The organism is Streptomyces sp. NPDC048270 (genome assembly GCF_040652335.1).
GTDB lineage: Bacteria > Actinomycetota > Actinomycetes > Streptomycetales > Streptomycetaceae > Streptomyces.
Map to the genome: position 1 here is coordinate 17,738 of NZ_JBEZLV010000003.1, position 26,476 is coordinate 44,213.

At 72.4% G+C, this 26,476-nt stretch carries 23 protein-coding genes and 1 tRNA gene; 18 read left to right on the forward strand and 6 right to left on the reverse strand.

Going from position 1 to position 26,476, the window contains the following annotated elements; genetic code table 11:
• Positions 1-17 precede the first annotated feature (17 nt).
• The 3 genes from AB0D66_RS03350 to nudC are packed head-to-tail and all read left to right on the forward strand — an operon-like array spanning position 18 to position 5,863.
• Positions 18-3,464 (forward strand): ATP-dependent DNA helicase, encoded by a 3,447-nt coding sequence (locus AB0D66_RS03350; protein ID WP_362295925.1) that lies wholly within the window; start codon positions 18-20, stop codon positions 3,462-3,464.
• A gap of 10 nt (positions 3,465-3,474) precedes the next feature.
• Positions 3,475-4,881, forward strand: coding sequence for a dipeptidase (locus AB0D66_RS03355; RefSeq protein WP_362295928.1), 1,407 nt, complete (start codon positions 3,475-3,477; stop codon positions 4,879-4,881).
• Positions 4,882-4,912: 31 nt separating this feature from the next.
• Positions 4,913-5,863 (forward strand): NAD(+) diphosphatase, encoded by a 951-nt coding sequence (gene nudC, locus AB0D66_RS03360; protein WP_362295931.1) that lies wholly within the window; start codon positions 4,913-4,915, stop codon positions 5,861-5,863.
• 91 nt (positions 5,864-5,954) lie between these two features.
• On the opposite strand, the gene AB0D66_RS03365 is transcribed toward nudC, so the two are convergent.
• The gene (locus tag AB0D66_RS03365; RefSeq protein WP_362295934.1) at positions 5,955-6,215 is read right to left on the reverse strand and encodes a mycoredoxin; all 261 of its coding nucleotides are present in this window, start codon (positions 6,213-6,215) and stop codon (positions 5,955-5,957) included.
• 156 nt (positions 6,216-6,371) lie between these two features.
• Here AB0D66_RS03365 and AB0D66_RS03370 point away from each other — a divergent pair, with 156 nt between their 5' ends.
• The 5 genes from AB0D66_RS03370 (at position 6,372) to AB0D66_RS03390 (ending at position 10,300) form a co-directional block, all read left to right on the forward strand.
• Complete coding sequence (locus AB0D66_RS03370) at positions 6,372-8,540, forward strand: ATP-dependent DNA helicase UvrD2 (protein WP_362295937.1); 2,169 nt, start codon at positions 6,372-6,374, stop codon at positions 8,538-8,540.
• Between the two features lie 179 nt (positions 8,541-8,719).
• Positions 8,720-9,034 carry a hypothetical protein gene (locus AB0D66_RS03375; RefSeq protein WP_362296703.1) on the forward strand — a complete coding sequence of 105 codons (315 nt, stop codon included), beginning with the start codon at positions 8,720-8,722 and terminating at the stop codon, positions 9,032-9,034.
• Between the two features lie 193 nt (positions 9,035-9,227).
• A complete protein-coding gene (locus AB0D66_RS03380) occupies positions 9,228-9,599 on the forward strand; it encodes a WhiB family transcriptional regulator (protein WP_328927527.1) in 372 nt (123 codons plus the stop codon).
• Positions 9,596-9,925, forward strand: coding sequence for a hypothetical protein (locus tag AB0D66_RS03385; protein WP_362295941.1), 330 nt, complete (start codon positions 9,596-9,598; stop codon positions 9,923-9,925). The genes AB0D66_RS03380 and AB0D66_RS03385 overlap by 4 nt, the downstream gene beginning before the upstream one ends.
• Before the next feature lie 168 nt (positions 9,926-10,093).
• Positions 10,094-10,300 carry a hypothetical protein gene (locus AB0D66_RS03390; protein WP_362295944.1) on the forward strand — a complete coding sequence of 69 codons (207 nt, stop codon included), beginning with the start codon at positions 10,094-10,096 and terminating at the stop codon, positions 10,298-10,300.
• A 63-nt stretch (positions 10,301-10,363) separates the two neighbouring features.
• Here the strand turns inward: AB0D66_RS03390 and AB0D66_RS03395 are convergent, their stop codons facing one another.
• Both AB0D66_RS03395 and AB0D66_RS03400 read right to left on the reverse strand, forming a co-directional pair.
• On the reverse strand, positions 10,364-11,692 hold the full coding sequence (locus AB0D66_RS03395; protein ID WP_362295947.1) for an AarF/ABC1/UbiB kinase family protein: 1,329 nt from the start codon (positions 11,690-11,692) through the stop codon (positions 10,364-10,366).
• A 74-nt stretch (positions 11,693-11,766) separates the two neighbouring features.
• Complete coding sequence (locus tag AB0D66_RS03400; protein WP_362295950.1) at positions 11,767-12,909, reverse strand: ThiF family adenylyltransferase; 1,143 nt, start codon at positions 12,907-12,909, stop codon at positions 11,767-11,769.
• A gap of 237 nt (positions 12,910-13,146) precedes the next feature.
• On the opposite strand from AB0D66_RS03400, the gene AB0D66_RS03405 reads away from it, so the two are divergent.
• The 4 genes from AB0D66_RS03405 to AB0D66_RS03420 all read left to right on the forward strand — a co-directional run bounded on the left by AB0D66_RS03405 (position 13,147) and on the right by AB0D66_RS03420 (position 16,934).
• Positions 13,147-13,686 (forward strand): M48 family metallopeptidase, encoded by a 540-nt coding sequence (locus tag AB0D66_RS03405; RefSeq protein WP_362295953.1) that lies wholly within the window; start codon positions 13,147-13,149, stop codon positions 13,684-13,686.
• A 142-nt stretch (positions 13,687-13,828) separates the two neighbouring features.
• Positions 13,829-15,460, forward strand: coding sequence for a TerD family protein (locus tag AB0D66_RS03410; protein ID WP_362295956.1), 1,632 nt, complete (start codon positions 13,829-13,831; stop codon positions 15,458-15,460).
• Between the two features lie 20 nt (positions 15,461-15,480).
• Positions 15,481-16,161 (forward strand): AIM24 family protein, encoded by a 681-nt coding sequence (locus tag AB0D66_RS03415; protein WP_361766368.1) that lies wholly within the window; start codon positions 15,481-15,483, stop codon positions 16,159-16,161.
• Between the two features lie 17 nt (positions 16,162-16,178).
• Complete coding sequence (locus tag AB0D66_RS03420; protein WP_362295959.1) at positions 16,179-16,934, forward strand: AIM24 family protein; 756 nt, start codon at positions 16,179-16,181, stop codon at positions 16,932-16,934.
• A gap of 61 nt (positions 16,935-16,995) precedes the next feature.
• On the opposite strand, the gene AB0D66_RS03425 is transcribed toward AB0D66_RS03420, so the two are convergent.
• Positions 16,996-17,520: an NUDIX hydrolase gene (locus AB0D66_RS03425; RefSeq protein ID WP_362295961.1), complete on the reverse strand. Its 525-nt coding sequence runs from the start codon at positions 17,518-17,520 to the stop codon at positions 16,996-16,998.
• On the reverse strand, positions 17,517-18,923 hold the full coding sequence (locus AB0D66_RS03430; protein WP_362295964.1) for a zinc-dependent metalloprotease: 1,407 nt from the start codon (positions 18,921-18,923) through the stop codon (positions 17,517-17,519). The genes AB0D66_RS03425 and AB0D66_RS03430 overlap by 4 nt, the downstream gene beginning before the upstream one ends.
• 328 nt (positions 18,924-19,251) lie before the next feature.
• On the opposite strand from AB0D66_RS03430, the gene AB0D66_RS03435 reads away from it, so the two are divergent.
• The 4 genes from AB0D66_RS03435 to AB0D66_RS03450 all read left to right on the forward strand — a co-directional run bounded on the left by AB0D66_RS03435 (position 19,252) and on the right by AB0D66_RS03450 (position 22,565).
• A complete protein-coding gene (locus AB0D66_RS03435) occupies positions 19,252-20,313 on the forward strand; it encodes an SDR family oxidoreductase (protein ID WP_362296706.1) in 1,062 nt (353 codons plus the stop codon).
• 271 nt (positions 20,314-20,584) lie between these two features.
• Positions 20,585-21,046, forward strand: coding sequence for a molybdenum cofactor biosynthesis protein MoaE (locus tag AB0D66_RS03440; protein WP_362295966.1), 462 nt, complete (start codon positions 20,585-20,587; stop codon positions 21,044-21,046).
• Between the two features lie 145 nt (positions 21,047-21,191).
• Entirely contained in the window at positions 21,192-21,389 is a 198-nt protein-coding gene (locus tag AB0D66_RS03445; RefSeq protein WP_069921855.1) for a hypothetical protein, read from the forward strand.
• Between the two features lie 84 nt (positions 21,390-21,473).
• Positions 21,474-22,565, forward strand: coding sequence for a PDZ domain-containing protein (locus AB0D66_RS03450; RefSeq protein WP_362295968.1), 1,092 nt, complete (start codon positions 21,474-21,476; stop codon positions 22,563-22,565).
• Between the two features lie 21 nt (positions 22,566-22,586).
• Here the strand turns inward: AB0D66_RS03450 and AB0D66_RS03455 are convergent, their stop codons facing one another.
• Positions 22,587-23,156: a PPA1309 family protein gene (locus AB0D66_RS03455; protein WP_361766289.1), complete on the reverse strand. Its 570-nt coding sequence runs from the start codon at positions 23,154-23,156 to the stop codon at positions 22,587-22,589.
• A gap of 158 nt (positions 23,157-23,314) precedes the next feature.
• On the opposite strand from AB0D66_RS03455, the gene AB0D66_RS03460 reads away from it, so the two are divergent.
• Together AB0D66_RS03460 and AB0D66_RS03465 are read left to right on the forward strand one after the other, a co-directional pair.
• Positions 23,315-26,197, forward strand: coding sequence for a UPF0182 family protein (locus AB0D66_RS03460; protein ID WP_362296709.1), 2,883 nt, complete (start codon positions 23,315-23,317; stop codon positions 26,195-26,197).
• 53 nt (positions 26,198-26,250) lie between these two features.
• A tRNA-Met gene (locus AB0D66_RS03465) sits at positions 26,251-26,324 on the forward strand.
• Positions 26,325-26,476: the final 152 nt, after the last annotated feature.

Genomic DNA, 26,476 nt, shown 5'->3' on the forward strand with positions numbered 1-26,476 from the left:
GCGGCTAGCCTTTTGAGGTGTCCGCGCGTCCGTCCGTCCTCACCGACCCCGAGCAGCTCAAGGAGCTCCTCGGCATCCCCTTCACGCCCGAACAGCTGGCCTGCGCCACCGCACCGCCCGCCCCCCAGGTGATCGTCGCGGGCGCCGGATCCGGCAAGACCACCGTGATGGCCGCCCGCGTGGTCTGGCTGGTGGGCACCGGCGCCGTCGCGCCCGAGCAGGTCCTCGGACTGACCTTCACCAACAAGGCCGCCGGAGAGCTCTCCGAGCGCGTACGCACGGCCCTCGCCCGGGCCGGCATCACCGACCCGGACCCTTCCCCCGCCGAGGCCGACGCGGCCGGCGGCGAGCCGCGCATCTCGACGTACCACGCCTTCGCCGGGCAGCTCCTCAAGGACCACGGCCTGCGCATCGGCCTGGAACCCAGCTCCCGCCTCCTCGCCGACGCGACCCGCTTCCAGCTCGCCGCCAAGGTGCTGCGCGAGGCCCCCGGCCCCTACCCCTCGCTCACCAAGTCCCTCCCCGACCTGGTCAGCGACCTCCTCGCGCTCGACGCGGAACTCTCCGAGCACCTGGTCGAGCCGGCGCGCCTGCGGGCGTACGACACGGAGCTGCTGGACACGCTCGCCGACGTCAAGCTCACCAACGACGACCTGCGCAAGGTCCCCGAGGCCGTGCGCGGCCGCCTCGAGCTGCTGGAGCTCGTCGCCCGCTACCGCGCCGCCAAACGCTCCCGCGACCTCTTCGACTTCAGCGACCAGATAGCCCTCTCCGCGCAGCTCGCCACCACCCGGCCCGAGGTCGGGGCGCTGCTGCGCGAGGAGTTCCGGGTGGTCCTGCTCGACGAGTACCAGGACACGTCCGTCGCGCAGCGGCTGCTGCTGTCCGGGCTGTTCGGCGGAGGCACCGGGCACGCGGTGACCGCCGTCGGCGACCCCTGCCAGGCCATCTACGGCTGGCGCGGCGCCTCCGTGGCCAACCTCGACGACTTCCCCGCGCACTTCCCGCAGGCCGACGGCGCCCCCGCCACCCGCCTCTCGCTCAGCGAGAACCGGCGCAGCGGCGGCCGTCTGCTCGACCTGGCCAACGGGCTCGCCGGACCGCTGCGCGCCATGCACGAGGGGGTGGAGGCGCTGCGCCCCGCGCCCGGCGCCGAGCGCGCGGGTTTCGTACGGTGCGCCCTGCTGGAGACCCACGCCGAGGAGCTGGAGTGGCTCGGGGACTCCGTCGCGCACCTGGTCCGCACCGGGACCGAGCCGGGCGAGATCGCCGTGCTGTGCCGGTCCGCCGGGGACTTCGCGCGGATCCAGGCCGTTCTGGTGGCCCGGGACGTGCCGGTGGAGGTCGTCGGCCTGTCCGGGCTGCTGCACCTGCCGGAGGTCGCGGACCTCGTGGCCGTCTGCGAGGTGCTCCAGGACCCGGGCGCCAACGCCGCCCTGGTCCGCCTGCTCATCGGCCCCCGCTGGCGGATCGGCGCCCGCGACCTGGCCCTGCTGGGCCGCCGGGCACGCCTGCTCGTCGGCCGTGCGCCGGCCGGCGCGGACGGGGCGGACCCGGACGAGCGGCTCGCGGCGGCCGTCGAGGGCGTGGACCCGGCGGAGATCGTGTCGCTGGCCGACGCGCTGGAGACCTTCCTGGACGGGGCGGGCCAGTCCGATGACGGGCTCCCCTTCTCCGCCGAGGCCCGGGTCCGCTTCGCGCACCTCGCGCAGGAGCTGCGCGACCTGCGGCGCTCCCTGGCCGACCCCCTGATGGACGTCCTGCACCGGGTCCTGTCCGCGACGGGCCTGGAGGTGGAGCTCTCGGCCTCGCCGCACGCGCTGGCGGCCCGCCGCCGGGAGACCCTGTCGAACTTCATGGACGTGGCCGCGGGCTTCGCCGCCCTGGACGGCGAGGCGACCCTGCTGGCCTTCCTCGCCTTCCTGCGGACGGCGGCCCAGTACGAGAAGGGCCTGGACCACGCCCTGCCGGGCGGGGAGAACACGGTGAAGGTGCTGACCGCGCACAAGTCCAAGGGCCTGGAGTGGGACGTGGTCGTCGTCCCCGACCTGTGCGCCGGGGCCTTCCCGAAGGAGCGGGCGCCGGAGGCCTGGACCTCGTACGCGAAGGTGCTCCCGTACGCGCTGCGCGGCGACGCGCCGACCCTGCCGGCGGACCCGGCCTGGACCTCGGCCGGGCTCAGGTCCTTCAAGACGGCCCTGAAGGACCACAAGTCCGTGGAGGAGCTCCGCCTCGGCTACGTGACCTTCACCCGCCCCCGCTCCCTGCTGCTGGCCTCGGGCCACTGGTGGGGCCCGACCCAGAAGAAGCGCCGCGGCCCGTCCGCCTTCCTGACCGAGCTGTACGGGCACTGCGCGGCCGGTGCCGGGGAGATCGAGGCCTGGGCGGACGAGCCGGAGCCGGACGCGGAGAACCCGGCGCTGGCGGCAGAAGCCGCCCAGGACCACTCCTGGCCGCTTCCCCTGGACCCCGGCTCCCTGGCCCTGCGCCGCTCGGCGGCGGCCCTGGTGCAGTCCTACCTGGCGGCCCCGCCCCCGCCGGAGCCGACCCCGGGCCCCGCCGCCGCGCCCGGGCCGGAGCAGGACCCCTACCTCTGGCCCCCGGACTGCGAGGAGCCGCCGCCCTACGAGGACGAACCCTGGCCGGACGACGACCAGTGGCCGGCCCCGCCCCCCGGAGCCCCGGCACCGGACCTCGGCGATCCCGCCGAGTCCGCCCCCGCCGAGCCCCGCCCCGCGGAGTCGCTCGTGCCCGAGGAGGCTCGGGCCGTCGCCTCCTGGGACCGGGACCTCGACGCCCTGGAGGGCGAGCTGCGCCGTGCCCGCGCGGCGGTCCGCGACGTCGAACTCCCCGCCGCCCTGTCCGCCAGCCAGCTGCTCCGGCTCGCCGCCGACGAGCAGGGCTTCGCCCGCGACCTCGCCCGCCCCATGCCCAGGCCCCCGCAGCCCGCTGCCCGCCAGGGCACCCGTTTCCACGCCTGGGTCGAGTCCCGCTTCGACGAGCTCCCGCTCCCGCTCCTCGACGTGCTCGACCCCGCCACCGAGCTGCCCGGCTCCGACCAGGAGGTCGCCGACGAGGCCGACCTCGACTTCCTCAAGGCCGCCTTCGAGCGCAGCGAGTACGCGGACCGGCCGCCCCACCGCATGGAGGCCCCGGTCCAGCTCACCCTCGCCGGCCGGGTCATCCGCGGCCGGATCGACGCCGTCTACCGCACGGACACCGGCTACGAGATCGTCGACTGGAAGACCGGCCGCACCACCGAGGCCGACCCCCTCCAGCTCGCCGTCTACCGCCTGGCCTGGGCGGAGGCCACCGGCACCCCCCTCGAGCAGGTCACCGCCGCCTTCCTGCACGTCCGCAGCGGCCGCGTGATCCGCCCCCGCGACCTCCCCGACCGGGCCCGCCTTGAGCGGATCCTCCAAGGCAAATCGGACACCGACAGTGACCGTCAGGTGGACGGCTAGGCTCGGGGTCATGAGCGACACCCCGCCGGACAGCGTCGTCCGCACGTACATCGACACCCACCGCGCCGCCTTCCTCGACGACCTCGCCGAGTGGCTGCGCATCCCCTCCGTCTCGGCGCAGCCCGAGCACGCGGGCGACGTCCGCCGCAGCGCCGAATGGCTCGCGGCGAAGCTCAAGGAGACCGGCTTCCCGGTCGCCGAGGTCTGGGAGACCGACGGCGCCCCGGCCGTGTTCGCGCACTGGCCGAGCGAGGACCCGCAGGCGCCCACCGTCCTCGTGTACGGGCACCACGACGTGCAGCCCGCCGCCCTCGCCGACGGCTGGCACACCGACCCGTTCGAGCCGGTGGTCCGCGACGGCCGGATGTACGGGCGCGGCGCCGCCGACGACAAGGGGCAGGTGTTCTTCCACACCCTGGGCGTACGGGCGCACCTGGCGGCCACCGGCGCGGCCGCCCCGGCCGTGAACCTCAAGCTGATCGTCGAGGGCGAGGAGGAGTCCGGCTCCGTCCACTTCCGCGCCCTCGTCGAGGCCCGCGCGGCCGAGCTCGCCGCCGACGTCGTGATCGTCTCCGACACCGGCATGTGGTCCGAGACCACCCCCACCGTGTGCACCGGCATGCGCGGCGTGGCCGACTGCGAGATCGACTTCCACGGCCCGGACCAGGACATCCACTCCGGGGCCTTCGGCGGCGCCGTGCCGAACCCGGCCACCGTCGCGGCCCGCCTGGTCGCGGCCCTGCACGACGAGGACGGGCGGGTGGCGGTCCCCGGCTTCTACGAGGGCATCGCCGAGCTCACCGACGCCGAGCGCGCGCTGATCGCCGAGCTCCCCTTCGACGAGGCCGAGTGGCTCCGTACGGCCAAGTCCCACGCGGCCGCCGGCGAGGCCGGCTACTCCACCCTGGAGCGCGTCTGGGCCCGCCCGACGGCCGAGGTCAACGGCATCGGCGGCGGCTACCAGGGCCCCGGCGGCAAGACGATCGTGCCCGCCTCCGCCCACCTGAAGCTGTCGTTCCGGCTGGTGTCGGGGCAGGACCCGTACGAGGTCGAGGCGGCCGTCCGGGACTGGGTCGCGGCCCGCGTCCCGGCCGGGATCCGCCACTGCATCACCTTCGGCGCACCGACCCGCCCGTGCCTGACCCCGCTGGACCACCCGGCGCTGCAGTCGGTCGTCCGGGCGATGGGCCGCGCCTTCGGCCAGAAGATCCGCTTCACCCGCGAGGGCGGCTCGGGTCCCGCGGCCGACCTCCAGGACGTCCTGGGCGCGCCCGTCCTCTTCCTCGGCATCTCCGTGCCGTCCGACGGCTGGCACTCGCCGAACGAGAAGGTCGAGCTGGACCTCCTCCTCAAGGGGGTCGAGACGACCGCCTACCTCTGGGGCGATCTGGCCGCGTCCCACCGCACATCCGCCTGACGCCCACCTGCCTGTCCCACCACCGGGGGAGTTGGAAGTACCCGTGAGCATCCATACCGAGCGTCCGATCTCGCTGACCGCGCCCAGCGGAATCGACCGTGTCGCACACCACCGCCTCGACGAGGCCTGGCTGGCCGCCGCCTGGAGCCACCCGACGACCCGCGTCTTCGTCGTCTCCGGCGGCCAGGTGCTGATCGACGACACCCCCGACGGGGGCACGGGCATCGTGATGACCCCGGCCTTCGAGGCCCCGGTCACCGAGACGCACCGCTACTTCCTGGGGACCGACGAGGACGGCGTACGGTACTTCGCGCTGCAGAAGGACGCGCTGCCGGGCCGCATGGACCAGTCGGCCCGCGCGGCCGGCCTGCGCGAGGCCGGACTGCTGCTGTCGCCGCGCGACGCCGGGCTCATGGTGCACGCCGTGGCGCTGGAGAACTGGCAGCGGATGCACCGCTTCTGCTCCCGCTGCGGCGAGCGCACCGTGGTCGCGGCCGCCGGGCACATCCGCCGCTGCCCGGGCTGCGGCGCGGAGCACTACCCGCGCACCGACCCGGCCGTGATCATGCTGGTCACGGATGACCAGGACCGTGCGCTGCTGGGCCGCCAGGTGCACTGGCCGGAGGGCCGCTTCTCCACCCTGGCCGGCTTCGTGGAGCCGGGCGAGTCGATCGAGCAGTCCGTCGTGCGCGAGGTGTGGGAGGAGGCGGGCGTCCGGGTCGGCGAGGTCGAGTACGTGGCCAGCCAGCCCTGGCCGTTCCCGTACAGCCTGATGCTGGGCTTCACGGCCCGCGCCACCAGCTACGAGATCACGGTGGACGGCGAGGAGATCGAGGAGGCCCGCTGGTTCTCCCGCGAGGACCTGCGCACGGCGATCGAATCGGGCGAGGTCGTCCCCCCGGCGGGAGGCATCTCCATCGCCGCCCGCCTGGTGGAGCTCTGGTACGGCAAGCCCCTGCCCAAGCCCGGCCCCACGACCTGAGGCCCGGGCCCCACGACCTGAGGCCCGGGCCGGGCCCGAGACGGCAGAAGGCCCCCGCCGGGGCGGGGGCCGCTCTGTGGTGGGGAGGCGATCAGACGGCGAGGGCCTGCTTGACCTGGGCCAGGCTCGGGTTCGTCATGACGGACTCGTTGCCCGCGGGGGACTTCACGAGGACCGTGGGAACCGTCTGGTTGCCGCCGTTGGCCTTCTCCACGAACGCCGCGGACGCCGGGTCGAGCTCGATGTTGATCTCGTTGTACGCGATGCCTTCCCGGTCCAGCTGGGTCTTCAGCCGGCGGCAGTAGCCGCACCAGGTGGTGCTGTACATCGTGACGGTGCCCGTGTCCTGCATGCTGCGCTCTCCTTCATGGGGGCTCGGTGGTCCGAGTAGTCGAACGTACGGGGTCGCCCGGCCATTCCCGTGCGCCCCTCCCGTTCGGTACTACGAATACCGGCGGCCTGTGGACGGCTTTCCCGCCCGCCCCACGGGACCTGGCAGCATGGCGGGGTGACACCAGCAACGCACTCCTCATCCTTCGCCGGTTCCGTCGACCCGGCCGACGCGGTGCTCCTGGGCCTGGACCCGGAGCAGCGCGAGGTCGCGACGACCCTGCGCGGGCCGGTGTGCGTGCTGGCGGGCGCCGGCACCGGCAAGACCCGCGCCATCACCCACCGCATCGCCTACGGGGTCCAGTCCGGCCAGCTCATGCCGGCCAGTGTGCTGGCCGTCACCTTCACCAACCGGGCCGCGGGGGAGATGCGCGGCCGCCTGCGCGGACTCGGCGCGGGCGGGGTCCAGGCCCGGACCTTCCACTCCGCCGCCCTGCGCCAGCTCCAGTACTTCTGGCCCAAGGCGGTCGGCGGTGACGTGCCCCGGCTGCTGGAGCGCAAGATCCAGTTCGTGGCCGAGGCGGGGGCGCGCTGCCGCATCCGCCTCGACCGCGGCGAGCTGCGCGACGTGACCGGCGAGATCGAGTGGGCCAAGGTCACCCAGACCGTGCCCGCCGACTATCCGGCGGCCGCCCTCAAGGCGGGCCGCGAGGCCCCGCGCGACCTGGCCGAGATCGCCCAGATCTACGGGACGTACGAGCAGCTCAAGCGCGACCGCGGCATGATCGACTTCGAGGACGTGCTGCTCCTGACCGTCGGCATCCTCCAGGACCGCCACGACATCGCCGAGCAGATCCGCGCCCAGTACCAGCACTTCGTCGTCGACGAGTACCAGGACGTCAGCCCCCTCCAGCAGCGGCTGCTGGACCTGTGGCTCGGCGAGCGCGACAGCCTCTGCGTCGTCGGCGACGCCAGCCAGACGATCTACTCCTTCACCGGCGCCACCCCCGACCACCTGCTGAACTTCCGCACCCGCTACCCGCAGGCCACGGTGGTCAAGCTGGTCCGCGACTACCGGTCCACCCCCCAGGTGGTCCACCTCGCCAACGGCCTCCTGAACCAGGCGAAGGGCCGGGCCGCCGAGCACCGCCTGGAGCTGGTCTCGCAGCGCGAGGCCGGCCCCGACCCGGTGTACGCGGAGTACCCGGACGAGCCCGCCGAGGCCGAAGGCGTCGCCCACCGGATCCGCGACCTGATCGCGGCGGGCGTCCCGGCCGGCGAGATCGCCGTGCTCTACCGGATCAACGCCCAGTCCGAGGTCTACGAGCAGGCCCTCGCGGACGCCGGGGTGCCGTACCAGCTGCGCGGGGCCGAGCGGTTCTTCGAGCGGCCGGAGGTCCAGAAGGTGATCCTCGCGCTGCGCGGAGCCGCCCGGTCCGGGGGGAACGACCCGCTGCTCGACGACGTCGTCGAGCTCGGCTCCCAGGTCCGCGCCGTGCTCAGCTCCACCGGCTGGACCTCCGAGCCGCCCGCCGGGTCCGGCGCCGTGCGCGACCAGTGGGAGTCGCTGGCCGCGCTGGTCCGGCTCGCCGAGGACTTCGCCCGCGCCCGGCCCGGAGCCACCCTGGCGGACCTGACGGTCGAGCTGGACGAGCGCAAGGCCGCCCAGCACGCCCCGACCGTCCAGGGCGTCACCCTGGCCTCGCTGCACGCGGCGAAGGGCCTGGAGTGGGACGCCGTGTTCCTCGTGGGCCTCACCGACGGCATGATGCCGATCACCTACGCCAAGATCGACGAGCAGGTCGAGGAGGAGCGCCGGCTGCTCTACGTAGGCGTGACCCGGGCCCGGCTGCACCTGGGCCTCTCCTGGGGCCTCTCCCGGGCTCCGGGCGGCCGGGCCTCCCGACGCCCCAGCCGCTTCCTGAACGGCCTGCGGCCGGGCTCCGTGGCCCCGGGAAGCGGGTCGGGCGGTGCGGCCGAGCGGGCGGCGGGCCGCAAACGCGGCCGCCGGGGGCCGGTCCTGTGCCGGGTCTGCGGCAAGACCCTGACCGAGGCCGGCGAGCTGAAGCTGATGCGCTGCGAGGACTGCCCGTCCGACAGGGACGAAGGCCTCTACGAGCGGCTGCGCGAGTGGCGTGCGGCCCAGTCGAAGGAGCAGGGCCTGCCCGCCTACTGCGTCTTCACGGACAAGACGCTGATGGCGATCGCGGAGGCCGCGCCCTCCGAGGGCGGCGAGCTCTCGATGATCTCCGGCGTGGGTGGACGGAAGCTCGAGCGGTACGGAGCCGACGTGCTGGCCATCTGTGCAGGTCAGGAGCCTGGGGCCGGGGAGTCTGACGACGCGTAGAAACTCGTCGGAAAAATAGTTTGCACATGCCCAGCGAATCCCCATAGGTTCTTAGCAACGGAAACGGTGGCTTCTCCGAAGCCCTGGATCCGTGCTGTACTTATCCGAATACGCATGGGACGGGCCCCCGGGCCCCGTCCCCGAGACGCCGAGAGGAGGCGAGACCAGTGGCCAGCTTCATGACCTTCACCAAAATGACCGATCGCTCGGTCGACGCTTCCTGCCTGCTCGGTTCCGTCTCCCTCCGGGGTACCGGTCTGTCCGCGATTCCCGCGGCCGGCCCGGCCCTCCTGGCGACCCTTCCGGTCAGCGAGCGCAATGAGCGACCGACCCAGGCACCGGTGGCAGTACTGGCAGCAGAAGCGCAGGCGCATGGCGCCTATGGCTTCGCCGCCGCAGCCGGTGCCGGATCCAAGAGCCAGACGAAGCAGACGAAGCAGCACCACCTGATGTGGGCCTACCGCGGGCTCGAACCCTGGAGTGATCCAGCCTGATCGCATGATCTGGCCGGCGCCTTCAGGGCCGCGGAACCCCACCCGGGATCCGCGGCCCTTCTGTTTGTCCCCGAACGGGGGCGACAGCGAAGGGGCCACGGGACTGGCGGAGCCAGTCGGTGTGAGGACAGCCCAGCCGAACCCGGCCGACCGGCCGGAACGACTAGCCGAACAAGACGAGGAAGAAACCACCGTGCAACTCGAAGCGCACGCCCCGTCCGTACCGCAGACCCAAACGATCTCCCCGCCCGCAGTCCCGGAGGACCACACCTTGACCCCGCTCACCGCGCTCACCGCGCTCGACGACGCCATCGAGAACCTCGGCGTACCCGTTCCCTGCCGCACCTTCGACCCCGAGGTCTTCTTCGCCGAGTCCCCGGCCGACGTCGAGTACGCCAAGTCCCTGTGCCGGACCTGCCCGCTGGTCGAGGCCTGCCTCGCCGGGGCGACCGAGCGCCGCGAGCCCTGGGGTGTCTGGGGTGGCGAGCTCTTCGTCCAGGGTGTGGTCGTCGCCCGGAAGCGTCCGCGTGGCCGCCCGCGCAAGAACCCGGTTGTCGCGGCATGACCGCCAACGGAACCATCGACCGCCCCCTCACGCACGACCCCCTGAAGCAGGCCCTCATGACCGCCCACTCCACGAGCGAGCAGCCCCACGGCGCCGCCCACGCAGACTTCATCACCGCCGGCGCGATCACCTCGCGTCAGAACAGGACCCGCGAAATGCAACTCATCCCAGAAGCCCTGGCTCGTGCCCATATGGACGACCGCATGCGCGAGGCGGACGCCGAGCGTCACGCCCTGCGCCTGGTCGCCGCCCGCCGCATGCAGCGGCGAGCCGAGCGCGTCTCGCTGCGCGCCCGCCGCGCGCTGGCCATGGCCGTCATGCAGTAAGAGGCATGCGGTAAAAGGCATGCAGTAAAAGACATGCACCCAGCCGCATGACGTAACAGGCGTGCGGCAGGAGCAGAGAACCAGTCCCGGGGGGACCGGTCCTAAGGGACCGGTCCCCCCGGTGCGTTGCGAAGGGCAGTCCGCCCCGCACGGCGATATCGTCTGGAGGTGGACCAGCCGACTCCCCACCCCGTTCAGCCGGGCCCCGAGAAGCAGCCCGTCGTCTGCGCACGCTGCGGTGCCCGGTCTCCCGACGGCGCCCCGATCACCTGGACCTGCTCGGTGGAGAACGGGACCAGACAGTACTTCTGCGTCGACTGCGCGCGCGCCCATCTCCGGTCGATCGAGGGCAGGCTCGACTCCTCCTGGTGGTGACGGCGGGCCGTGCCGGCTCCGGGGCCATGCCCGCGCCGGAGCCCGCGCCGGGGCCCGCGCCCGTCACTCCGCGGGAGCGAACCCGGGCAGCCAGGTGTCGAGTTCGTCACGCAGGCGCACGGTCGCGCCCAGCTGGCACAGCACCCCGATGGTGCTGAGCGTCACCCGGTGGATCAGCAGGTACGAGGGCGGCAGGTTGATCTGCCGGCCCAACTGGTGCGCGGGGGAGCGGGGATCGGCGATCCGCGCCGCCTGGCCGCGCAGCCACGGACGCGTGAAGGTGAACTCCTCGGCCTCGGCGGGCTCGATGATCGGCTTCAGGTAGTCCAGCACCGCGTCGGGGTCCAGTTCGATGGACTCCTTCACGAACCCCTCGCCGCACAGGTGCCCGTAGACGCCCTCGGCGTCACCGTCCAGCGTCATCCGCAGCGACCTGCCGATGGGCTTGGGCCAGCCGCCGGGCAGCCGGTCCACGGTGCCGAAGTCCAGGACACCGAGCTGCATCCGGCCGTCCGCGCCGGATATCAGCCGGAAGTTGCCCGGGTGCGGGTCCGCGTGCAGCAGCCCGGTGCGTGCCGGTCCGGAGAAGAGGAACCGGGCCAGGAGCTGTCCGGCGCGGTCGCGCTCCTCCTGCGTGCCGTCGGCTATCACCTCCGACAGCGGCGTCCCCTCGAGCCACTCGGTCACCAGCACCTGGTCGCCCTGGTGCACGACGTCCGGCACGACGACATCGGGATCGTCGACGAACGCGTCCGCGTGCGTCCGCTGGGCCTCGGCCTCCAGCTCGTAGTCGAGCTCCTCCGAGACCCGGTCGCGCAGCTCCTTGATCAGCGGCTTGATCTCCATGCCGGGGATCAGCGGGCCCAGCAGCCCCGCGAACCGGCCCAGCTGCTTCAAGTCCGACAGGAGCGCCTCACCGGCCCCCGGATACTGGACCTTGACCGCCACCTGCCGGCCGTCGTGCCACACCGCCCGGTGCACCTGCCCGATCGAGGCCGCCGCGGCCGGCTTGTCCTCGAACTCCTCGAACAGATCGCGCCAGTCCGCGCCCAGCCGGTCCGCGAGCACCTGGTGCACGGTGGCCACGGGCAGCGGCGGGGCCGCCTCCTGGAGCTTGGTCAGCGCGGCCCGGTAGGGCCCCGCCACCTCCTCGGGCAGGGCGGACTCGAAGACCGACAGGGCCTGCCCGAACTTCATGGCACCGCCCTTCAGCTCCCCGAGCGTGCGGAACAGCTGCTCGGCGGTGCGCTGCTGGAGCTCGCGCGCCACGATCTCCGCCGACTTGCCGCCGATCCGCTTGCCCAGCCCCCAGGTGGCCCGACCCGCGATGCCCAGCGGCAGCGCGGCCAGCTTGACGGTACGGGTGACCGCCTTCCGGGGAAGATCAGACATATGCCCCTCCATGTCCCAGACAGCTGCGCCGCAAGCGGCGGTTCGGGGAGACCCCCTCCAACCCACGCATCCTGTCATGGCCCTACCGGCGGGTCCGCTCCCGATCCTTTCCCGGCGCCCTGGGACACGGCCGGGCGCCCGGCGACGGCCCCGCAGGGACAGTCCGGATGGGGCGGCAGGGAGCTGTGCTCCCAGTGGAGCCCGGGGAGGGCCGCCTCCCAGCGGGACCCGGTGGAGGCGGGCAGTTCGCCGTCGAGGAAGGACAGGGCATGGGCCGCGGCCAGTCCGGCCACGGCCGTGGACAGTCCCAGGCCGCAGGCGGCGCTCGCCCGGCGGCGGTGCGCCGACCGCCACTGCACCAGCATCCTGGGCCAGGCGGGATCCCGGTCCACGCGCTCCCGCTCCATGCACCCGGCGCACGCGGTCGCCCCGGGCAGCACCAGCGGCCCCACCAGCCCGGTGCCCTCCAGCACCCCCGCGTACAGGTGCGGGATCCCCGTGGCGACCCAGGCGGCCGCGGTGTCCGGATCAGGGGCCCAGGCGTGCAGCCCGTCCCGCGGTGCGACCACCACCAGGGCGAGCCCCGGCTGCGGGCCCCCGCCCTCCTCGCCCCGCGGGGAACGCCCCGGCGCCGACTCGCGCACCAGCCCGCCCGCCGCTTCGGCCCGCAGCCGGCCCACGCTCCCGGGACCGAGCCCGCCCGGGGCCACGTCCCCCGGCTCGACCCGGCCGCCGTCGAGCACCTCGACCCCACCCACGCCGGCTCCCGCCAGGACCGAGGCGATCAGGGCGCCCACCCGGCCGCTCCCGCGCACCTGGACCCGTATCGCCCGGCGCGCGGCGATGCCCCGTAGGTCCCCGCCCGGTTCGCGGTGCACCAGTGAGAGAGCGCCCAGATCGGGACCCAGCCGCTCCAGGGCCTCCGGCCGCCCCCGCACGGCCTGGGCCCGGGGGCCGCCCGCCGTGGCGTCGTCGAGCAGCCCCGCCCCGGCCAGCCGCCGGACCAGCTCGTCCGCCCGGCCGTCCGGCAGTCCCATCCCCGCGGCCTCGGTCCGCAGCAGCTCCATCCGCCGCGTCCCGTCGATCCGGTCGATGAACGCGCCCGTCGCCGTGTCGACCGGGCCGAGCACCACCGCGTGCGCGGGGGTCACCCCGAACTGCACCGTCTGCAGATCCCGCCACGCCCGTGCCAGAGCCGGCTTCACCTTCGGATACATGGTCCCGTCCCCCTCGATCTCACCTGCGGCGCCCGCACCGCCCCCTTGCCGTCCTTCGTCACAGTGCCCGTCCTCCGCATTCCGTGCGGGAATTTGTCCACAGGCAAGGCCTATTAGGCATATGAGATGGAGAAATGGTGCGCCCGGGATACCGGGGGCGCATCGATCCGCGCACCGATCACGTTCGAACCCCGGACGTGCGGGACTTCCACGACGGGTTCCGGGTACCGTCGTGGCGTGTCCGCCGACCCACCGCAGCGCGCCGTCGAAGTCCGCCGGAGCGCGCGCCGCCGCAGGACCGTATCCGCCTACCGCGAGGGTGACCGTACGGTCGTCCTGATCCCTGCCCGGATGTCGGAGGCCGAGGAGCAGCGCTGGGTGGGCGTCATGCTCGACAAACTCGCCGCGCAGGAGAGCAAGCGCACCCTCGGCGACGCGGAGCTGACCGAGCGCGCCGAGCGCCTGTCCGAGCAGTTCTTCGGGGGCCGGGCCCGCCCCCGCTCCGTCCGCTGGGTCACCAACCAGAACACCCGCTGGGGATCCTGCACCCCGGCCGAGGGCAGCATCCGGCTCTCGCACCGCCTCCAGGGGATGCCGGAGTACGTCGTCGACTACGTGCTCCTGCACGAGCTGGCGCACCTGCTCGTGCCCGGCCACGGCCCGCGCTTCTGGGAGCTGCTGGAGGCCTACCCCCGGACCGAGCGGGCCCGCGGCTACCTGGAGGGCATCGTCGCCGCCGAGCGCCTCCCGAAGGTTCCCGCGGCCCGGGACGAATAGCCGGGACCCCCTCCCCGGCCCCACCCGCCCCGTCACACACGGTGATATGTACCGGGTCGGTACCGACTTGGCCGGATGTCGGCCGTTGCCGTTAGCCTGAGCGGCACGCATTCACAGTCGGGATGGGGGACGGTCGTTACGTATGGCAAGGGAATTCCAACGGGGCCACAAGGCCAAGATCAGTGATCTGACGGCGGGCACCGATCTGTACGTGGGCGTCCAGATCGCCGGGCCCGGACTCACCTTCGACATCAGCTGCTTCGGCCTCGACGCGAACGAACAGCTGTCGGACGACCGCTACTTCGTCTTCTTCAACCAGCCGAAGTCGCCCGAGGAGTCCATCCAGCAGCTCGGCGCGCAGGCCGGTGACACGGAATCCTTCCGGGTGACCCTGGACCGCGTGCCGGCGTCCATCCACAAGCTGTCCTTCACCGCCACCCTGGACGGCGCCGGCCAGATGTCCCAGATCGGCCCGGGCTACATCCGGATCGTGGCGGGCGGCGAAGAGGTCGTGCGGTACGCGTTCAACGGCTCGGAGTTCACCACCGAGCGGGCCGTGATGCTCGGCGACTTCTACCTCAAGGACGTGTGGCGGTTCGCCGCCGTCGGCCAGGGCTTCGACGGCGGCCTCGACGCGCTGCTCAGGAACTTCGGCGGCGAGGTCGCCGAGGAGCAGCCGCAGCAGCAGGCACCGGCCGCCCCGTCGGGCGCCGCGCCCGGATTCGCCCCGCCGCCGCAGGCGGCCGCCCCGGCCCCGGCCCCCTCCTTCGGCGCCCCGGCCCCGCAGGCACCCGCCCCGCAGCCCCCGGCTCCGGCGCCCTCCTTCGGCGCGCCCGTGCCCGCCCCAGCAGCCGCCCCGGCCCCGCAACCGCAGGCGTACCCGCAGCACACCGCGCCCACCATGGCCGCGCCGCTCGCCCCGCAGGCCCCCGCGCCCTACGGGCAGCCGCCCCAGCAGCCCTCGTACGGCCAGGTCCCGCCGCCCGCCCCGGCCCCCGCGCCCTACGGGCAGCAGCCGGGCTACGGCCAGGTCCCGGGCCAGCAGCCGCCCGCCTTCGGGCAGGTTCCCGGGCAGCAGCCCGGCTACGCCCCGCAGGCCGCGGCCCCCGTCGGAGCCGGCCTCGCCGCCGCCCTCCAGCCGTACAAGGAAGCGCCCACGGGCGCCCGCTGGACCCCGCAGAACCAGCAGCTCATGCGGGTCGACCTGTCGATGGGCGGCCAGGCCGTCCTCGCGCGCCAGGGCAGCATGGTCCTCTACCAGGGCAAGGTCGACTTCAGCTACAAGGGAGCCGGCTTCGCGGGCCGCATCGTGGGCAACGCCACCGGCCAGGAGATGCAGCTCATGCGCTGCACCGGCCGCGGCCAGGTCTTCCTCGCCGAGAACGGCGCCCACCTGCACGCCATCGAGCTCCAGGGCGACGGAATCTGCGTCTCCGCCGAGAGCGTCCTCGCCTTCGACGAGTCGCTCCAGCACGAGGTCCGCCGCATCGAAGGCCACGGCATCCCCGGCGGCGCCCTGTTCACCATGCAGTTCCAGGGCACCGGCACGGTGATCGTCAAGACGCACGGCGTCCCGGTCGTCCTGCCCGTCACCCCGACCACCTTCGCGGACAGCAACGCCATCGTGGCGTGGTCGGCCGCCTCCCAGGTGATCATTTCCAGCCAGGTCCGGCTCCGGCGCAACGCCTACCCCGGCCACAGCGGGGAGACCGTGAACCTCCAGTTCCGCGGCGCTCCCGGCAACTTCATCGTCGTCCAGCCGTACGAGGTCTGAGGGAGCCCGACATGAACGCAATGAACCAGCAGCTCGCGGGCTTCGCCCCGACCCCCGTCACGGCCCGCATGGAGAACCACGGCCGGGCCATGCTCAAGGTGGCCATGCAGAGCGGCCAGGACCTCTTCGCCCGCACCGGCTCGATGGTGGCCTACGAGGGCTTCGTCCAGTACGAGCCCAACCCGCCGGCCGTGCGCCAGATGGCCTCGCAGTGGATCACCGGCGAAGGCGCCCCGCTGATGAAGTGCACCGGCGACGGCCTGCTCTACCTCGCCGACTACGGCGCGGACGTGGTCGTCATCAACCTCAACAACGACTCGCTCTCGGTCAACGGCACCAACCTGCTCGCCTTTGACGCCCACCTCCAGTGGGGCGTCGAACGGGTCAAGGGCATGGCCAAGTTCGCCGGCCAGGGCCTGTTCAACGTGTCGATCGCCGGCACCGGCTGGGTCGCGCTCACCTCGCGCGGCACGCCGATCGTCGTGGACTGCGGCCGCGGCGAGGACGAGACGTACGTCGACCCGGACGCGCTCGTGGCCTGGTCGCCGAACCTGAAGGTCAAGGGCAAGCGCAGCTTCAAGGCCTCGTCGATGATCGGCCGGGGCAGCGGGGAGGCCTACCAGATGGCCTTCTCCGGCCAGGGCATCGTCGTCGTACAGCCCAGCGAGGACAGCACCGACCGGCTCCGGGCCCGGGGCTGAGGGGGAGCGGACACATCATGCAGAGCGCACTTTTCGCCCACGCCGAGGCACAGTCCCAGGACCGGTACACCGTCCAGAACCCGCAGCTGCTGCGGGTCTCGCTGACCGGCACCGACGACGTGCTCGCCCGCAAGGGAGCCATGGTCGCCTACCAGGGCATCATCGATTTCGACGGCGAGTACCAGAGCGCCAACCAGCGCGGCGCCCGCCGCCGCACCGGCGAGGGCCTCGACCTCATGCGCTGCTCCGGGCAGGGCACGGTCTACCTCGCCAACCTCGCCCAGTACGTGCACGTCGTGGACGTGGACCAGGACGGCCTCACCGTCGACAGCAGCTATGTGCTGGCCCTGGACTCCACCCTGCACACCGAGGTCATCGCGGTGGACAGCCAGTACGGGATCTCCGGCTCCGGCAAGTACCAGCTCAACATCAGCGGCCGCGGCAAGGTCGCCCTGATGACCTCCGGGCAGCCGCTGATGATGCAGGTCACGCCCGACAAGTACGTCAACGCCGACGCGGACGCGATCGTCGCCTGGTCCACCTCGCTGCGGGTGCAGATGCAGGCCCAGACGCACTCCACCGGCGTCTGGCGGCGCCGCGGCAACACCGGCGAGGGCTGGGAGCTGAGCTTCCTCGGCACCGGTTACGCCCTGGTGCAGCCCAGCGAGGTGCTGCCGCCGCAGAACGCCCAGATCGGACAGGGCGCCGCCGCGCAGTTCGGCATGGGACAGCACGGCGCGCACGCGCAGAACCAGAACAACGCCTGGAACTAGCCCGGGCACGGGCACGGCGAAGGGGCGGCCCCGCGGGGACCGCCCCTTCGTCATGCCGGGCTCACAGCCGCGCCAGGGTCGCCTCCAGCAGCCGTACGACCGAGGCGTCGGCCACGGCCGCCACCTCCGCGTACGGGAACCAGCGCAGGTCCAGCGACTCCTCGCTGATCTCCGCCTCCGCCCCGGCCGGGGCCAGCGCCGCGTACTGCACGTCCAGGTGCCAGTTGCAGGGCGCCGGGATCGGATGCCGGTCCAGGCGCACCGGGCCGCCGGGCAGCAGGCTCAGCCCGGAGGCGATGCCCGACTCCTCTCGGGCCTCGCGCAGCGCCGCGTCGGCGAGGGTGGCGTCGCCGGGCTCGCAGTGGCCGCCCATCTGCAGCCACATGCCCAGCTTCTTGTGCAGGGTCAGCAGGACCCGCTCCCGCTCGGGGTCGATCACCAGCGCGCTGCCCGTGACGTGCCCGGCCCGGCAGGGCTTGTAGACCCCGTCCGGATGGGCGGCCAGGTGCTCCAGGTAGGCGTCGCGCAGCTCGGGCTGGCCCTCGTAGCCCTTCAGTACGAGGACCGCGTCTTCGTGCAGGCTCACTTCTTCTCGTCGCCGTCCTCGTCGCGCTTCTCGGCGGCCTCGCCGAGCATCTTGTCGATCTCCGAGAAGTCCAGCTGCTCCCGGTGCACGAAGCCGTCCGGGTCGTCCAGGTCGGAGGCCGTCGGCAGCATGTCCGGGTGCTCCCACAGCCCGTCACGGCCGTCCACACCGCGCGCGTCGGTGAGCGAGGCCCACAGCCGCGAGGCGTCGCGCAGCCGGCGCGGCCGCAGCTCCAGGCCGATCAGCGTCGCGAAGGTCTGCTCCGCCGGGCCGCCGGAGGCACGCCGCCGGCGCATGGTCTCGCGCATCGCGTCCGCCGAGGTCAGCCGGGGCGTCGCGGCCGCGTGCACCACCGCGTCGACCCAGCCCTCGACCAGCGCGAGCGCCGTCTCCAGGCGGGCCAGGGCCGCCTTCTGCTCGGGGGTGTCCTGCGGCTGGAACATGCCGCCCTGGAGCGCCTCCTGCAGCTGCTCCGGATTGGACGGGTCGATCTGTCCGACCACGTCCTCCAGCTTCGAGGTGTCGACCTTGATGCCGCGGGCGTACCCCTCGACCGCACCGAAGAGGTGCGAGCGCAGCCACGGCACGTGCGCGAAGAGCCGGGCGTGGGCCGCCTCGCGCAGGGCCAGGTAGAGCCGCACCTCGTCCGAGGGCACGCTCAGGTCCTTGCCGAAGCTCTCGATGTTCAGCGGCAGCAGGGCGGCCTTGCCGGCCGGACCCAGCGGCAGCCCGATGTCGGTGGAGCCGACGACCTCGCCCGCGAGCACGCCCACGGCCTGCCCGATCTGCTGGCCGAACATGGCCCCGCCCATGGAGCGCATCATCCCGAGCAGCGGGCCCGCCATGGCCTGCATCTCCTCGGGGAGCACCCCGCCCATGGCCGCGCCGACCCGCTCGGCGACCGGGTCCACGAGCTCCTTCCACACCGGGAGGGTGGCCTCGACCCACTCGGCGCGGCTCCACGCCACGGCCGTGGTGGCGCCCGAGGGCAGCGAGGTCACGCCGTCCAGCCAGTGGTCCGCGAGCCGCACGGCCTCCTCGACGGCGGACTTCTCGGCGACGCCGACGCTGGTGTCCTTCACCCCGTCCGCCGTGCCCTGCGCGACGGTCTGGCGCGCGATGTCCTTGGCCATGTCCCAGTTCACGGGACCGCCCTCGTAGCTGAGCATCTGGCCGAGCTGCTGGAAGGCCGCACCGAGGTCGTTCGGGTTCATCGCACCGAACATCGAGGCGAACGGATTGTCCGCCCCGCCCGGGCCGCCGGCGCCGCCCGGCAGGCCCATGCCGGGGAACCCGAACGGATTCGGGCCGCCCTGGCCGCCCTGATTGCCCTTCTTCTTGCCCTCGTCGCCGTGCTCCGGCTCCTCCGGCGGAAGGCCGAATCCGAATGGGGTGTCACTCACGGGTTTCCTCGGCTCGTAGGGCCGCCGGCGGGAGCCGGCGGGCATTGGTCCCGACAACACCACCCAGCGTAGACACCACACCCGCTTCGGGGCTCGGTGCTCCGCCGACTCCTGGGCTGCGGCAGGATGGACGTCACCTGGTAGGTACGCGTCACGGCGCGTCCCTACTGAAGACAACCGCTGGAGACGCCTGGTGAGTTCCCCGGATCCGCACGCTTTGGGCAAACACGGCTCGGACAAGGACGGCCGCGCGCCGCACGACGCGGAAAACCGCGCCGAGCACGGCGAGGACGCCCTCGCTGTTCGCCAGCCGCGAAACGAGGACGGTCTGCCGCGGCGCAGCCCCGTGATCGCCGTGACCGGCGCCGCGTCGGGCGTGGGCGCGGCCCTGGTGAGCCGCCTGGCCGCCTCCGACGAGGTCAAGCAGGTCGTCGCGATCGACGAGCGGCGCGGGGACTGCGCGGCCGCGCTGTGGCACGTCCTGGACGTACGGGACCCCGCCATCGCCGAGAAGCTGCGCGGCGCGGACGTGGTGGTGCACCTCGCCCTGGACCTGGACCTGGAGACCGATCCGGCGGCCCGCACGGCGTACAACGTGCGCGGCACGCAGACCGTCCTGACCGCGGCCGCGGCGGCCGGGGTCCACCGGGTCGTGCTGTGCACCTCCGCGATGGTCTACGGGGCCCTGCCCGACAACGACATCCCGCTCTCCGAGGACTCCGAGCTGCGGGCCACCGCCGAGGCGACGGGCGTCGGCGACCTGCTGGAGATCGAGCGCCTCGGACGGCGGGCGCCGCGGGCGCACCCCGGCCTGAACGTCACCGTGGTCCGGCCCGCGGTGCTGGTCGGCGGCACGGACACCGCGCTGACCCGGTACTTCGAGTCCCCGCGCCTGCTGGTGGTCGCCGGGTCCCGCCCCACCTGGCAGTTCTGCCACGTGGAGGACCTGGTCAGCGCGCTGGAGTACGCGGCCCTGGAGAAGGTCGAGGGCGAGCTCGCGGTGGGCTGCGAGGGCTGGCTGGAGCAGGAGGAGGTGGAGGAGCTGAGCGGCATCCGCCGCATGGAGCTCCCCTCGGCGGTGGCCCTGGGGGCCGCGGCCCGGCTGCACCGGATCGGCCTGACGCCGTCCCCGGCCGGGGACCTCGCCTACACGATGCACCCGTGGGTGGTCAGCGTCAGCGGGCTGCACGCTGCGGGGTGGCGGCCGCGCTGGACGAACGAGGAGGTGCTGGCCGAGCTGCTCCAGGAGGTCGCGGGGCGGCACACGGTCGCGGGGCGCCGGCTGGGGCGCAAGGACGCGGCGACCGCGGCCGGGGCCGCGGGGGCCACGGTGGCGCTGCTCGGGGCCGCGGCGGCCGTGCGGCGGGCCCGGAAGCGGCGCGGGATCTGACCCGCCGGCTCCGTCGGGGGCAGGGGCAGGGGCAGGGGCAGGGGCAGGGGCCGGAGGGCGGCGGGGCGGGCGTGCCGGTGCAGCTCAGGGGTCGGGACCCCGCCCCGGACCCCGCGCCGGCGGGGCCGTCCGGGCCGCCCGGAGCCGGCCATGGCAGGGTGCGGTTTCGGGGCTTCACCAGGGGGTTTCTGTAGGAGGCTCCCAAGGGGCGCCGTGCGGCACGGGCGAATCAGCTATTTCGCCGCGTCGGCGGCTAGGGCACGATGAAGGCATGGCACCGCACTTCGATCACCCCGGCGAGCAGGCCGCGCAGGACCCGATCCGGCTGCTCGCGATCCGTGACACCCCGCTCTCGATCGACGAGGTCTTCCAGGCCGTCGGCGACGACGCGACCGGCGGCACGACGCTGTTCGTCGGCACGGTGCGCAACCACGACAGCGGGGCGGACGTCGACTCCCTCGGCTACTCCTGCCACCCCACGGCCGAGGCCGAGATGCGCCGGGTCGCCGAGCGGGTCGTGGCCAAATACCCGGTCCGCGCCCTGGCCGCCGTGCACCGGGTCGGCGACCTGTCCGTCGGCGACCTGGCGGTGGTCGTCGCCGTGTCCTGCCCGCACCGCGGCGAGGCCTTCGAGGCCTGCCGGATGCTGATCGACGACCTCAAGCACGAGGTCCCGATCTGGAAGCACCAGACGTTCTCGGACGGCACCGAGGAGTGGGTCGGCGCCTGCTGAACCCCCGGTCGGGGAACCACCCCCGGAAGGCGGTACCCTCGCACCCGTTCGGCCGCGCAACACGCCCTCGATTTGCGTAACCCCCTCCCGGGCATGAGCGTTGAAGCCACCAACGACAGGTACTTCGGGGTAGGGAGGCAGGCCCATGGCGTCTCTGGTGTGGTTGCTGATTCCGTTGTTCGCCGCGATCGGCGCGGGCATATGGGGCAGCTGGGCGGCACGCGACCGCACGCAAGGCGACATATCCGAGCTCGCCGGCTACGCGCGGTTCCGCGAGGCCATGGGCAATGCCGAACAGGCCAAGGCGAAGGCACAGGCGCACTCCGGCTCCGACGCCGTCTGAGATTCCCCTGAGAGTTCCGCGTACGCCCCCGTACGGACCGGCCCCAGCGGCCGTCCGCAAGGGCCGTCCCGTACTGTCGGATCCATGCCACGCCGCACTGCGACGATGCTCGCTTCCACCCTCGTGCTGTTCGCGCTGCTCTGCGCAGGAGTGTTCATCAAGGTCCCGTACTCCGAGATGAGCCCCGGCCCCACGGTGAACACGCTCGGGGACTCGCACGGCGAGCCCGTCCTGAACATCTCGGGGCGCAAGACCTACCCCACCAGCGGTCACCTCAACATGACGACCGTCCGCGTCACCGGCGCGGACTACGACATGAACCTGCTGGAAGCGGTGTACGGGTGGCTGGCCGACGACAACATCGTCGTGCCGCACGAGAACCTCTACCCGGACGGCAAGACGGAAGAGCAGTCCACCCAGGAGAACGCCGAGGAGTTCAGCCAGTCGCAGCAGAGCGCCAAGGTCGCGGCTCTCAAGCAGCTCGGCATCCCGGTCTCCGCCCGCGTCATCGTCGCCTCCGTGGTGAAGGCGAGCCCCTCGGAGGGCAAGCTGCACGCCGGTGACGTCATCAAGGCGGTGGACGGCGCCCCCGTCACCGCGCCCGAGGACGTGGCGAAGCTCGTCACCAAGCACAAGCCCGGCGAGCCGGTCGAGTTCACCATCGTGCCCGCCGCCGAGGCGGCCGAGGCGGCGAAGGCGAACCGCGAGCCCGCCGGCTCCACCAAGGTCACCATCACGGCGGGCAAGGCGGAGGGCGACGGCCACGCCATCGTCGGGATCCGGGCCGGGACCGACCACACCTTCCCGTTCACGATCGACATCAAGCTCGCCGACGTCGGCGGCCCCAGCGCCGGCCTGATGTTCGCCCTCGGCATCGTCGACAAGCTCACCCCGGAGGACCTGACCGGCGGCAAGTTCGTCGCGGGCACCGGCACCATCGACGACACGGGCAAGGTCGGCCCGATCGGCGGCATCCAGATGAAGACCATCGGTGCCCGCCAGGCCGGCGCCCGGTACTTCCTGACGCCCGCCGACAACTGCGCCGCCGCGTCCGCGCACGTGCCAGACGGGCTGACCCTGGTGAAGGTCTCCACCATCGAGGACGCCACGAAGTCGCTGGAGAAGATCAGCAAGGGGGACACGGCCGGGCTGCCGCAGTGCGGCGCCAAGCCCTGACCCCCCGCCCGACCCCGAGGGCTAGGAGAACGTCGCCGCCAGGGCCTCCGCCAGCCCGGGCACCAGGCCCCCGCCGGTGAGGACCTCGGTCGAGGAGTCCTTCTCGCGCAGCCGTACGGCCGACTCCCGCGACCCGTCGCGCAGCACGGCCACGGTCAGCCGGACCTCCTGCCGCTCCGGGTGCCCGGCGACCCACTTCGCCAGCTGCTTGTCGCTCAGCCCCTCCGGTACGGAGGCCTCCGCGGACGGCGGCAGCATCAGCCGCTCCACCGTCAGCGCGCAGCCGACGACGGCATCGGGCCAGGCGATGGTGCCCAGGAACTTGTCGAGAGGGGTCCCGGCGGGCAGCTCGTCCTGCTCGATGGGGGTGAGGGAGCTCTTGCCGGCGTCGTCCTGGTCGAGGCCGAGCTGGCCGGCGAGGCGCGGCTCCTGCCGCTTGAGCTTGGCGGTGTCGACGAGGGCGAACAGCCGGGCGGGCCGGTCCCAGCCGAGGCCGGCCGCGTACTCGTCGATCTCGAGACAGGCCCGGGTCAGCGGGCTGGCCGCCATCGGCGTGCCGGGGGAAGGCGAAAGGTTGGACATGGACAACATCCTGCCTCCTTTCCCCCGGATACCGGGAACTGACTAAAGCCTCAGTAAGTTCCATGAGTGGGCTCTACGATCGGGGGCCCCGTTGAATACCAGACCCTCCCCCGGACTCCGTCCGGGGGGAACCCAGACTTTCAGAGGTGCGCACCTTGGCTTTCCAGATGCCGGACCGCGGCGGAGGCCCTTCGGGGCCACGGATGAGAGTCGGCCGCCCGTCCAGGCGAGCCCGCACTCTCCTCATGACCTTGGGCGTGCTGGCTGTCCTGGTCATGCTTTTCATCATGTTCGCGGGCTTCTGGACGGACTGGCTCTGGTTCCGCTCCGTGAAGTACTCCACCGTCTTCACCACCACCCTGTGGACCAAGATCGGCCTCTTCGCCGTCTTCGGCCTGCTGATGGCCGGTGCCGTCGGTTTCAACATCTGGCTGGCGCACCGGCTGCGGCCGCCGCTCAGCGCGATGTCGATGGAGCAGCAGAGCCTCGACCGCTACCGGATGAGCGTCGCCCCGTACAAGAAGTGGCTGCTGCTGGGCATCGCCGTCCTCGTCGGCCTGATCGCGGGCGCCTCGGCGGCCGGCCAGTGGAAGACCTGGCTGATGTACGTGAACGGGGTGCCCTTCGGCCAGAAGGACCCCGAGTTCAACCTGGACGTGTCGTTCTACACCTTCGACCTGCCCTGGTACCGCTTCCTGCTCGGCTTCGGCTTCGCCGCGGTCGTGCTGTCGGTGATCGCCGCGGCCGTCGTGCACTACCTGTACGGCGGACTGCGCGTGACCAGCCCGGGCGCCCGGGCCACCGCCGCGGCCACCGGCCACCTGTCGGTGCTCCTCGGCCTCTTCGTCACGCTCAAGGCGATCGCCTACTGGCTCGACCGGTACGGCCTCGCCGTGAAGTCCAGTGACTTCAAGGCGGCGGACAACTGGACGGGCCTGCGCTACGTCGACGCGAACGCGTACCTCCCGGCGAAGACGATCCTCGTCGCCATCGCCGCGATCTGCGCCGTGCTGTTCTTCGCGACGCTGTGGCGGCGCACCTGGCAGCTGCCCGTCATCGGCTTCGGCCTGATGGTGCTCTCGGCGATCCTGATCGGCGGTCTCTACCCGGCGATCGTGCAGAAGTTCCAGGTCCAGCCGAACGAGCAGGCCAAGGAATCGCCGTACGTCCAGAAGAACATCAAGGCCACGCGCGACGCCTACGGGATCGCCGGCTCCGAGGTCAAGGACTACCCGGGCGTCCCGGCCGCGGGCACGGACAAGAACCAGCTGCGCAAGGCGGCCGACACGACCGCCAGCGTCCGGCTGCTCGACCCGAACATCGTCTCGCCGGCGTTCCAGCAGCTCCAGCAGGTCAAGGGCTACTACGCCTTCCCGTCCACGCTCGCCGTGGACCGGTACGACGGGCAGGACACCGTGATCGGGCTGCGCGAGCTGAACATCGCGGGCATCCCGAAGAACAACTGGATCAACGACCACTTCAAGTACACGCACGGCTACGGCGTGGTCGCGGCCAAGGGCACCACCGTCGGCGACCAGGGCGCTCCCGACTTCACCCAGTCCGACCTGCCCTCCAAGGGCATGTTCGGCACGGACTTCGAGCAGCGCATCTACTACGGCGAGCAGACGAAGCAGTACTCGATCGTCGGCGGGCCGCAGAAGGAGCTCGACTACTCGGACGACCAGGGCGAGAAGGAGACGAGCTACACCGGCAAGTCCGGCGTCAGCCTCGACAACCCGATCAACCGGGCGGCGTACGCGCTGACCTTCAGCGAGCCGCAGATCCTCTACTCGGGAGCCATCGGCGACGGATCGCGGATCCTGTACAACCGCACGCCCAAGGAGCGCGTCGAGGCCGTCGCCCCGTGGCTGACCATCGACGGCGCCCCGTACCCGGCGGTCGTCGACGGCCGGATCAAGTGGATCGTGGACGCCTACACGACCACCAACGGCTACCCGTACGCCTCGCGCACCACCCTGGGCCAGAGCACCGCGGACTCGCTGACCAACAGCCAGCGCGCGGTCGTGGCGCAGGAGAACCAGGTCAACTACATCCGGAACTCGGTGAAGGCCACCGTCGACGCGTACGACGGCACGGTCGACCTGTACCAGTGGGACACCCAGGACCCGGTCCTGAAGACCTGGATGAAGGCGTTCCCGGGCACGGTGAAGCCCAAGAGCGAGATCTCCAAGCCGCTCATGGACCACCTGCGGTACCCGCAGGACCTGTTCAAGGTCCAGCGCGAGCTGCTGACCCGCTACCACGTCACCGACCCGCAGACCTTCCTCAGCGGCAGTGAGGCCTGGGCCGTCCCGGACGACCCGACCACCAAGGCCGGTACGGCGGTTCCGCCGTACTACCTGTCGATGAAGCTGCCGGGCCAGACGGACAAGGACCAGGTCTTCTCGCTCACCACGACGTTCACGCCGAACGAGCGGGACAACCTGAGCGCCTTCATGGCGGTCAACGCCGATCCGGGCACCCCGGACTACGGCAAGATCAGCCTCCTGAAGCTGCCGACCAGCAAGCCGGTCGACGGCCCCAAGCAGGTCCAGAGCAAGTTCCAGTCCGAGCCGAAGATCGCCGAGTCGATCCGCCTGCTGCGCGGTGGCGACTCGGAGGTCGAGTACGGAAACCTGCTCACGGTGCCGCTCGACGGCGGGATGCTCTACGTGGAGCCGGTGTACGTGCGCAGTTCGGGGCTGAAGTACCCGCTGCTGCGCAAGGTGCTGGTGACCTACGGCGGGCAGACCGCGTTCGAGGACACCCTGGAGAAGGCGCTGAACGTGGTCTTCGGGGCCGAGGCCCCGACCACGCCGGTGCCGCCGACCGAGCCCCCGGGCGACGGCACCACGCCGCCGCCGACCACGACGGACCCGACGGTGAAGGCGGCGCTCGCCGACGCCCAGAGGGCCATCGAGGACGCCGAGAAGGCCAGGCAGGCGGGCGACTGGGCGGCCTTCGGCAAGGCGCAGGACGAGATCAAGGCGGCGCTGAAGCGGGCGATCGACGCGGAGGCGAAGCTGACGGCCCCCAAGCCGGGAGGCTGACGCTCCAACCGGTAATGGCTCGGTCCCGCGTCGTGATACTGTGGTTTCACCGACGCGGGGTGGAGCAGCTCGGTAGCTCGCTGGGCTCATAACCCAGAGGTCGCAGGTTCAAATCCTGTCCCCGCTACTGAAGACGAAGGCCCGGATCCAATGGGATCCGGGCCTTCGTCATGTCCGGGGTGGACACGCGGTAGCTGAGACGGGTGAGTTGGGGCAGGAGCGTGTTTGACTTGACTCTCTATGGGCATGTCGACAAAACGCTGTAGTGACCTCACTGGC

Bases quoted from the DNA above. Each gene is read 5' to 3' on its own strand.
- AB0D66_RS03355 (WP_362295928.1), top strand. From the start codon at position 3,475: ATGAGCGACACCCCGCCGGACAGCGTCGTCCGCACGTACATCGACACC.
- AB0D66_RS03365 (WP_362295934.1), bottom strand. From the start codon at position 6,215: ATGCAGGACACGGGCACCGTCACGATGTACAGCACCACCTGGTGCGGC.
- AB0D66_RS03375 (WP_362296703.1), top strand. From the start codon at position 8,720: ATGACCTTCACCAAAATGACCGATCGCTCGGTCGACGCTTCCTGCCTG.
- AB0D66_RS03385 (WP_362295941.1), top strand. From the start codon at position 9,596: ATGACCGCCAACGGAACCATCGACCGCCCCCTCACGCACGACCCCCTG.
- AB0D66_RS03395 (WP_362295947.1), bottom strand. From the start codon at position 11,692: ATGTCTGATCTTCCCCGGAAGGCGGTCACCCGTACCGTCAAGCTGGCC.
- AB0D66_RS03400 (WP_362295950.1), bottom strand. From the start codon at position 12,909: ATGTATCCGAAGGTGAAGCCGGCTCTGGCACGGGCGTGGCGGGATCTG.
- AB0D66_RS03410 (WP_362295956.1), top strand. From the start codon at position 13,829: ATGGCAAGGGAATTCCAACGGGGCCACAAGGCCAAGATCAGTGATCTG.
- AB0D66_RS03415 (WP_361766368.1), top strand. From the start codon at position 15,481: ATGAACCAGCAGCTCGCGGGCTTCGCCCCGACCCCCGTCACGGCCCGC.
- AB0D66_RS03420 (WP_362295959.1), top strand. From the start codon at position 16,179: ATGCAGAGCGCACTTTTCGCCCACGCCGAGGCACAGTCCCAGGACCGG.
- AB0D66_RS03440 (WP_362295966.1), top strand. From the start codon at position 20,585: ATGGCACCGCACTTCGATCACCCCGGCGAGCAGGCCGCGCAGGACCCG.
- AB0D66_RS03445 (WP_069921855.1), top strand. From the start codon at position 21,192: ATGGCGTCTCTGGTGTGGTTGCTGATTCCGTTGTTCGCCGCGATCGGC.
- AB0D66_RS03450 (WP_362295968.1), top strand. From the start codon at position 21,474: ATGCCACGCCGCACTGCGACGATGCTCGCTTCCACCCTCGTGCTGTTC.
- AB0D66_RS03455 (WP_361766289.1), bottom strand. From the start codon at position 23,156: ATGTTGTCCATGTCCAACCTTTCGCCTTCCCCCGGCACGCCGATGGCG.
- AB0D66_RS03460 (WP_362296709.1), top strand. From the start codon at position 23,315: ATGCCGGACCGCGGCGGAGGCCCTTCGGGGCCACGGATGAGAGTCGGC.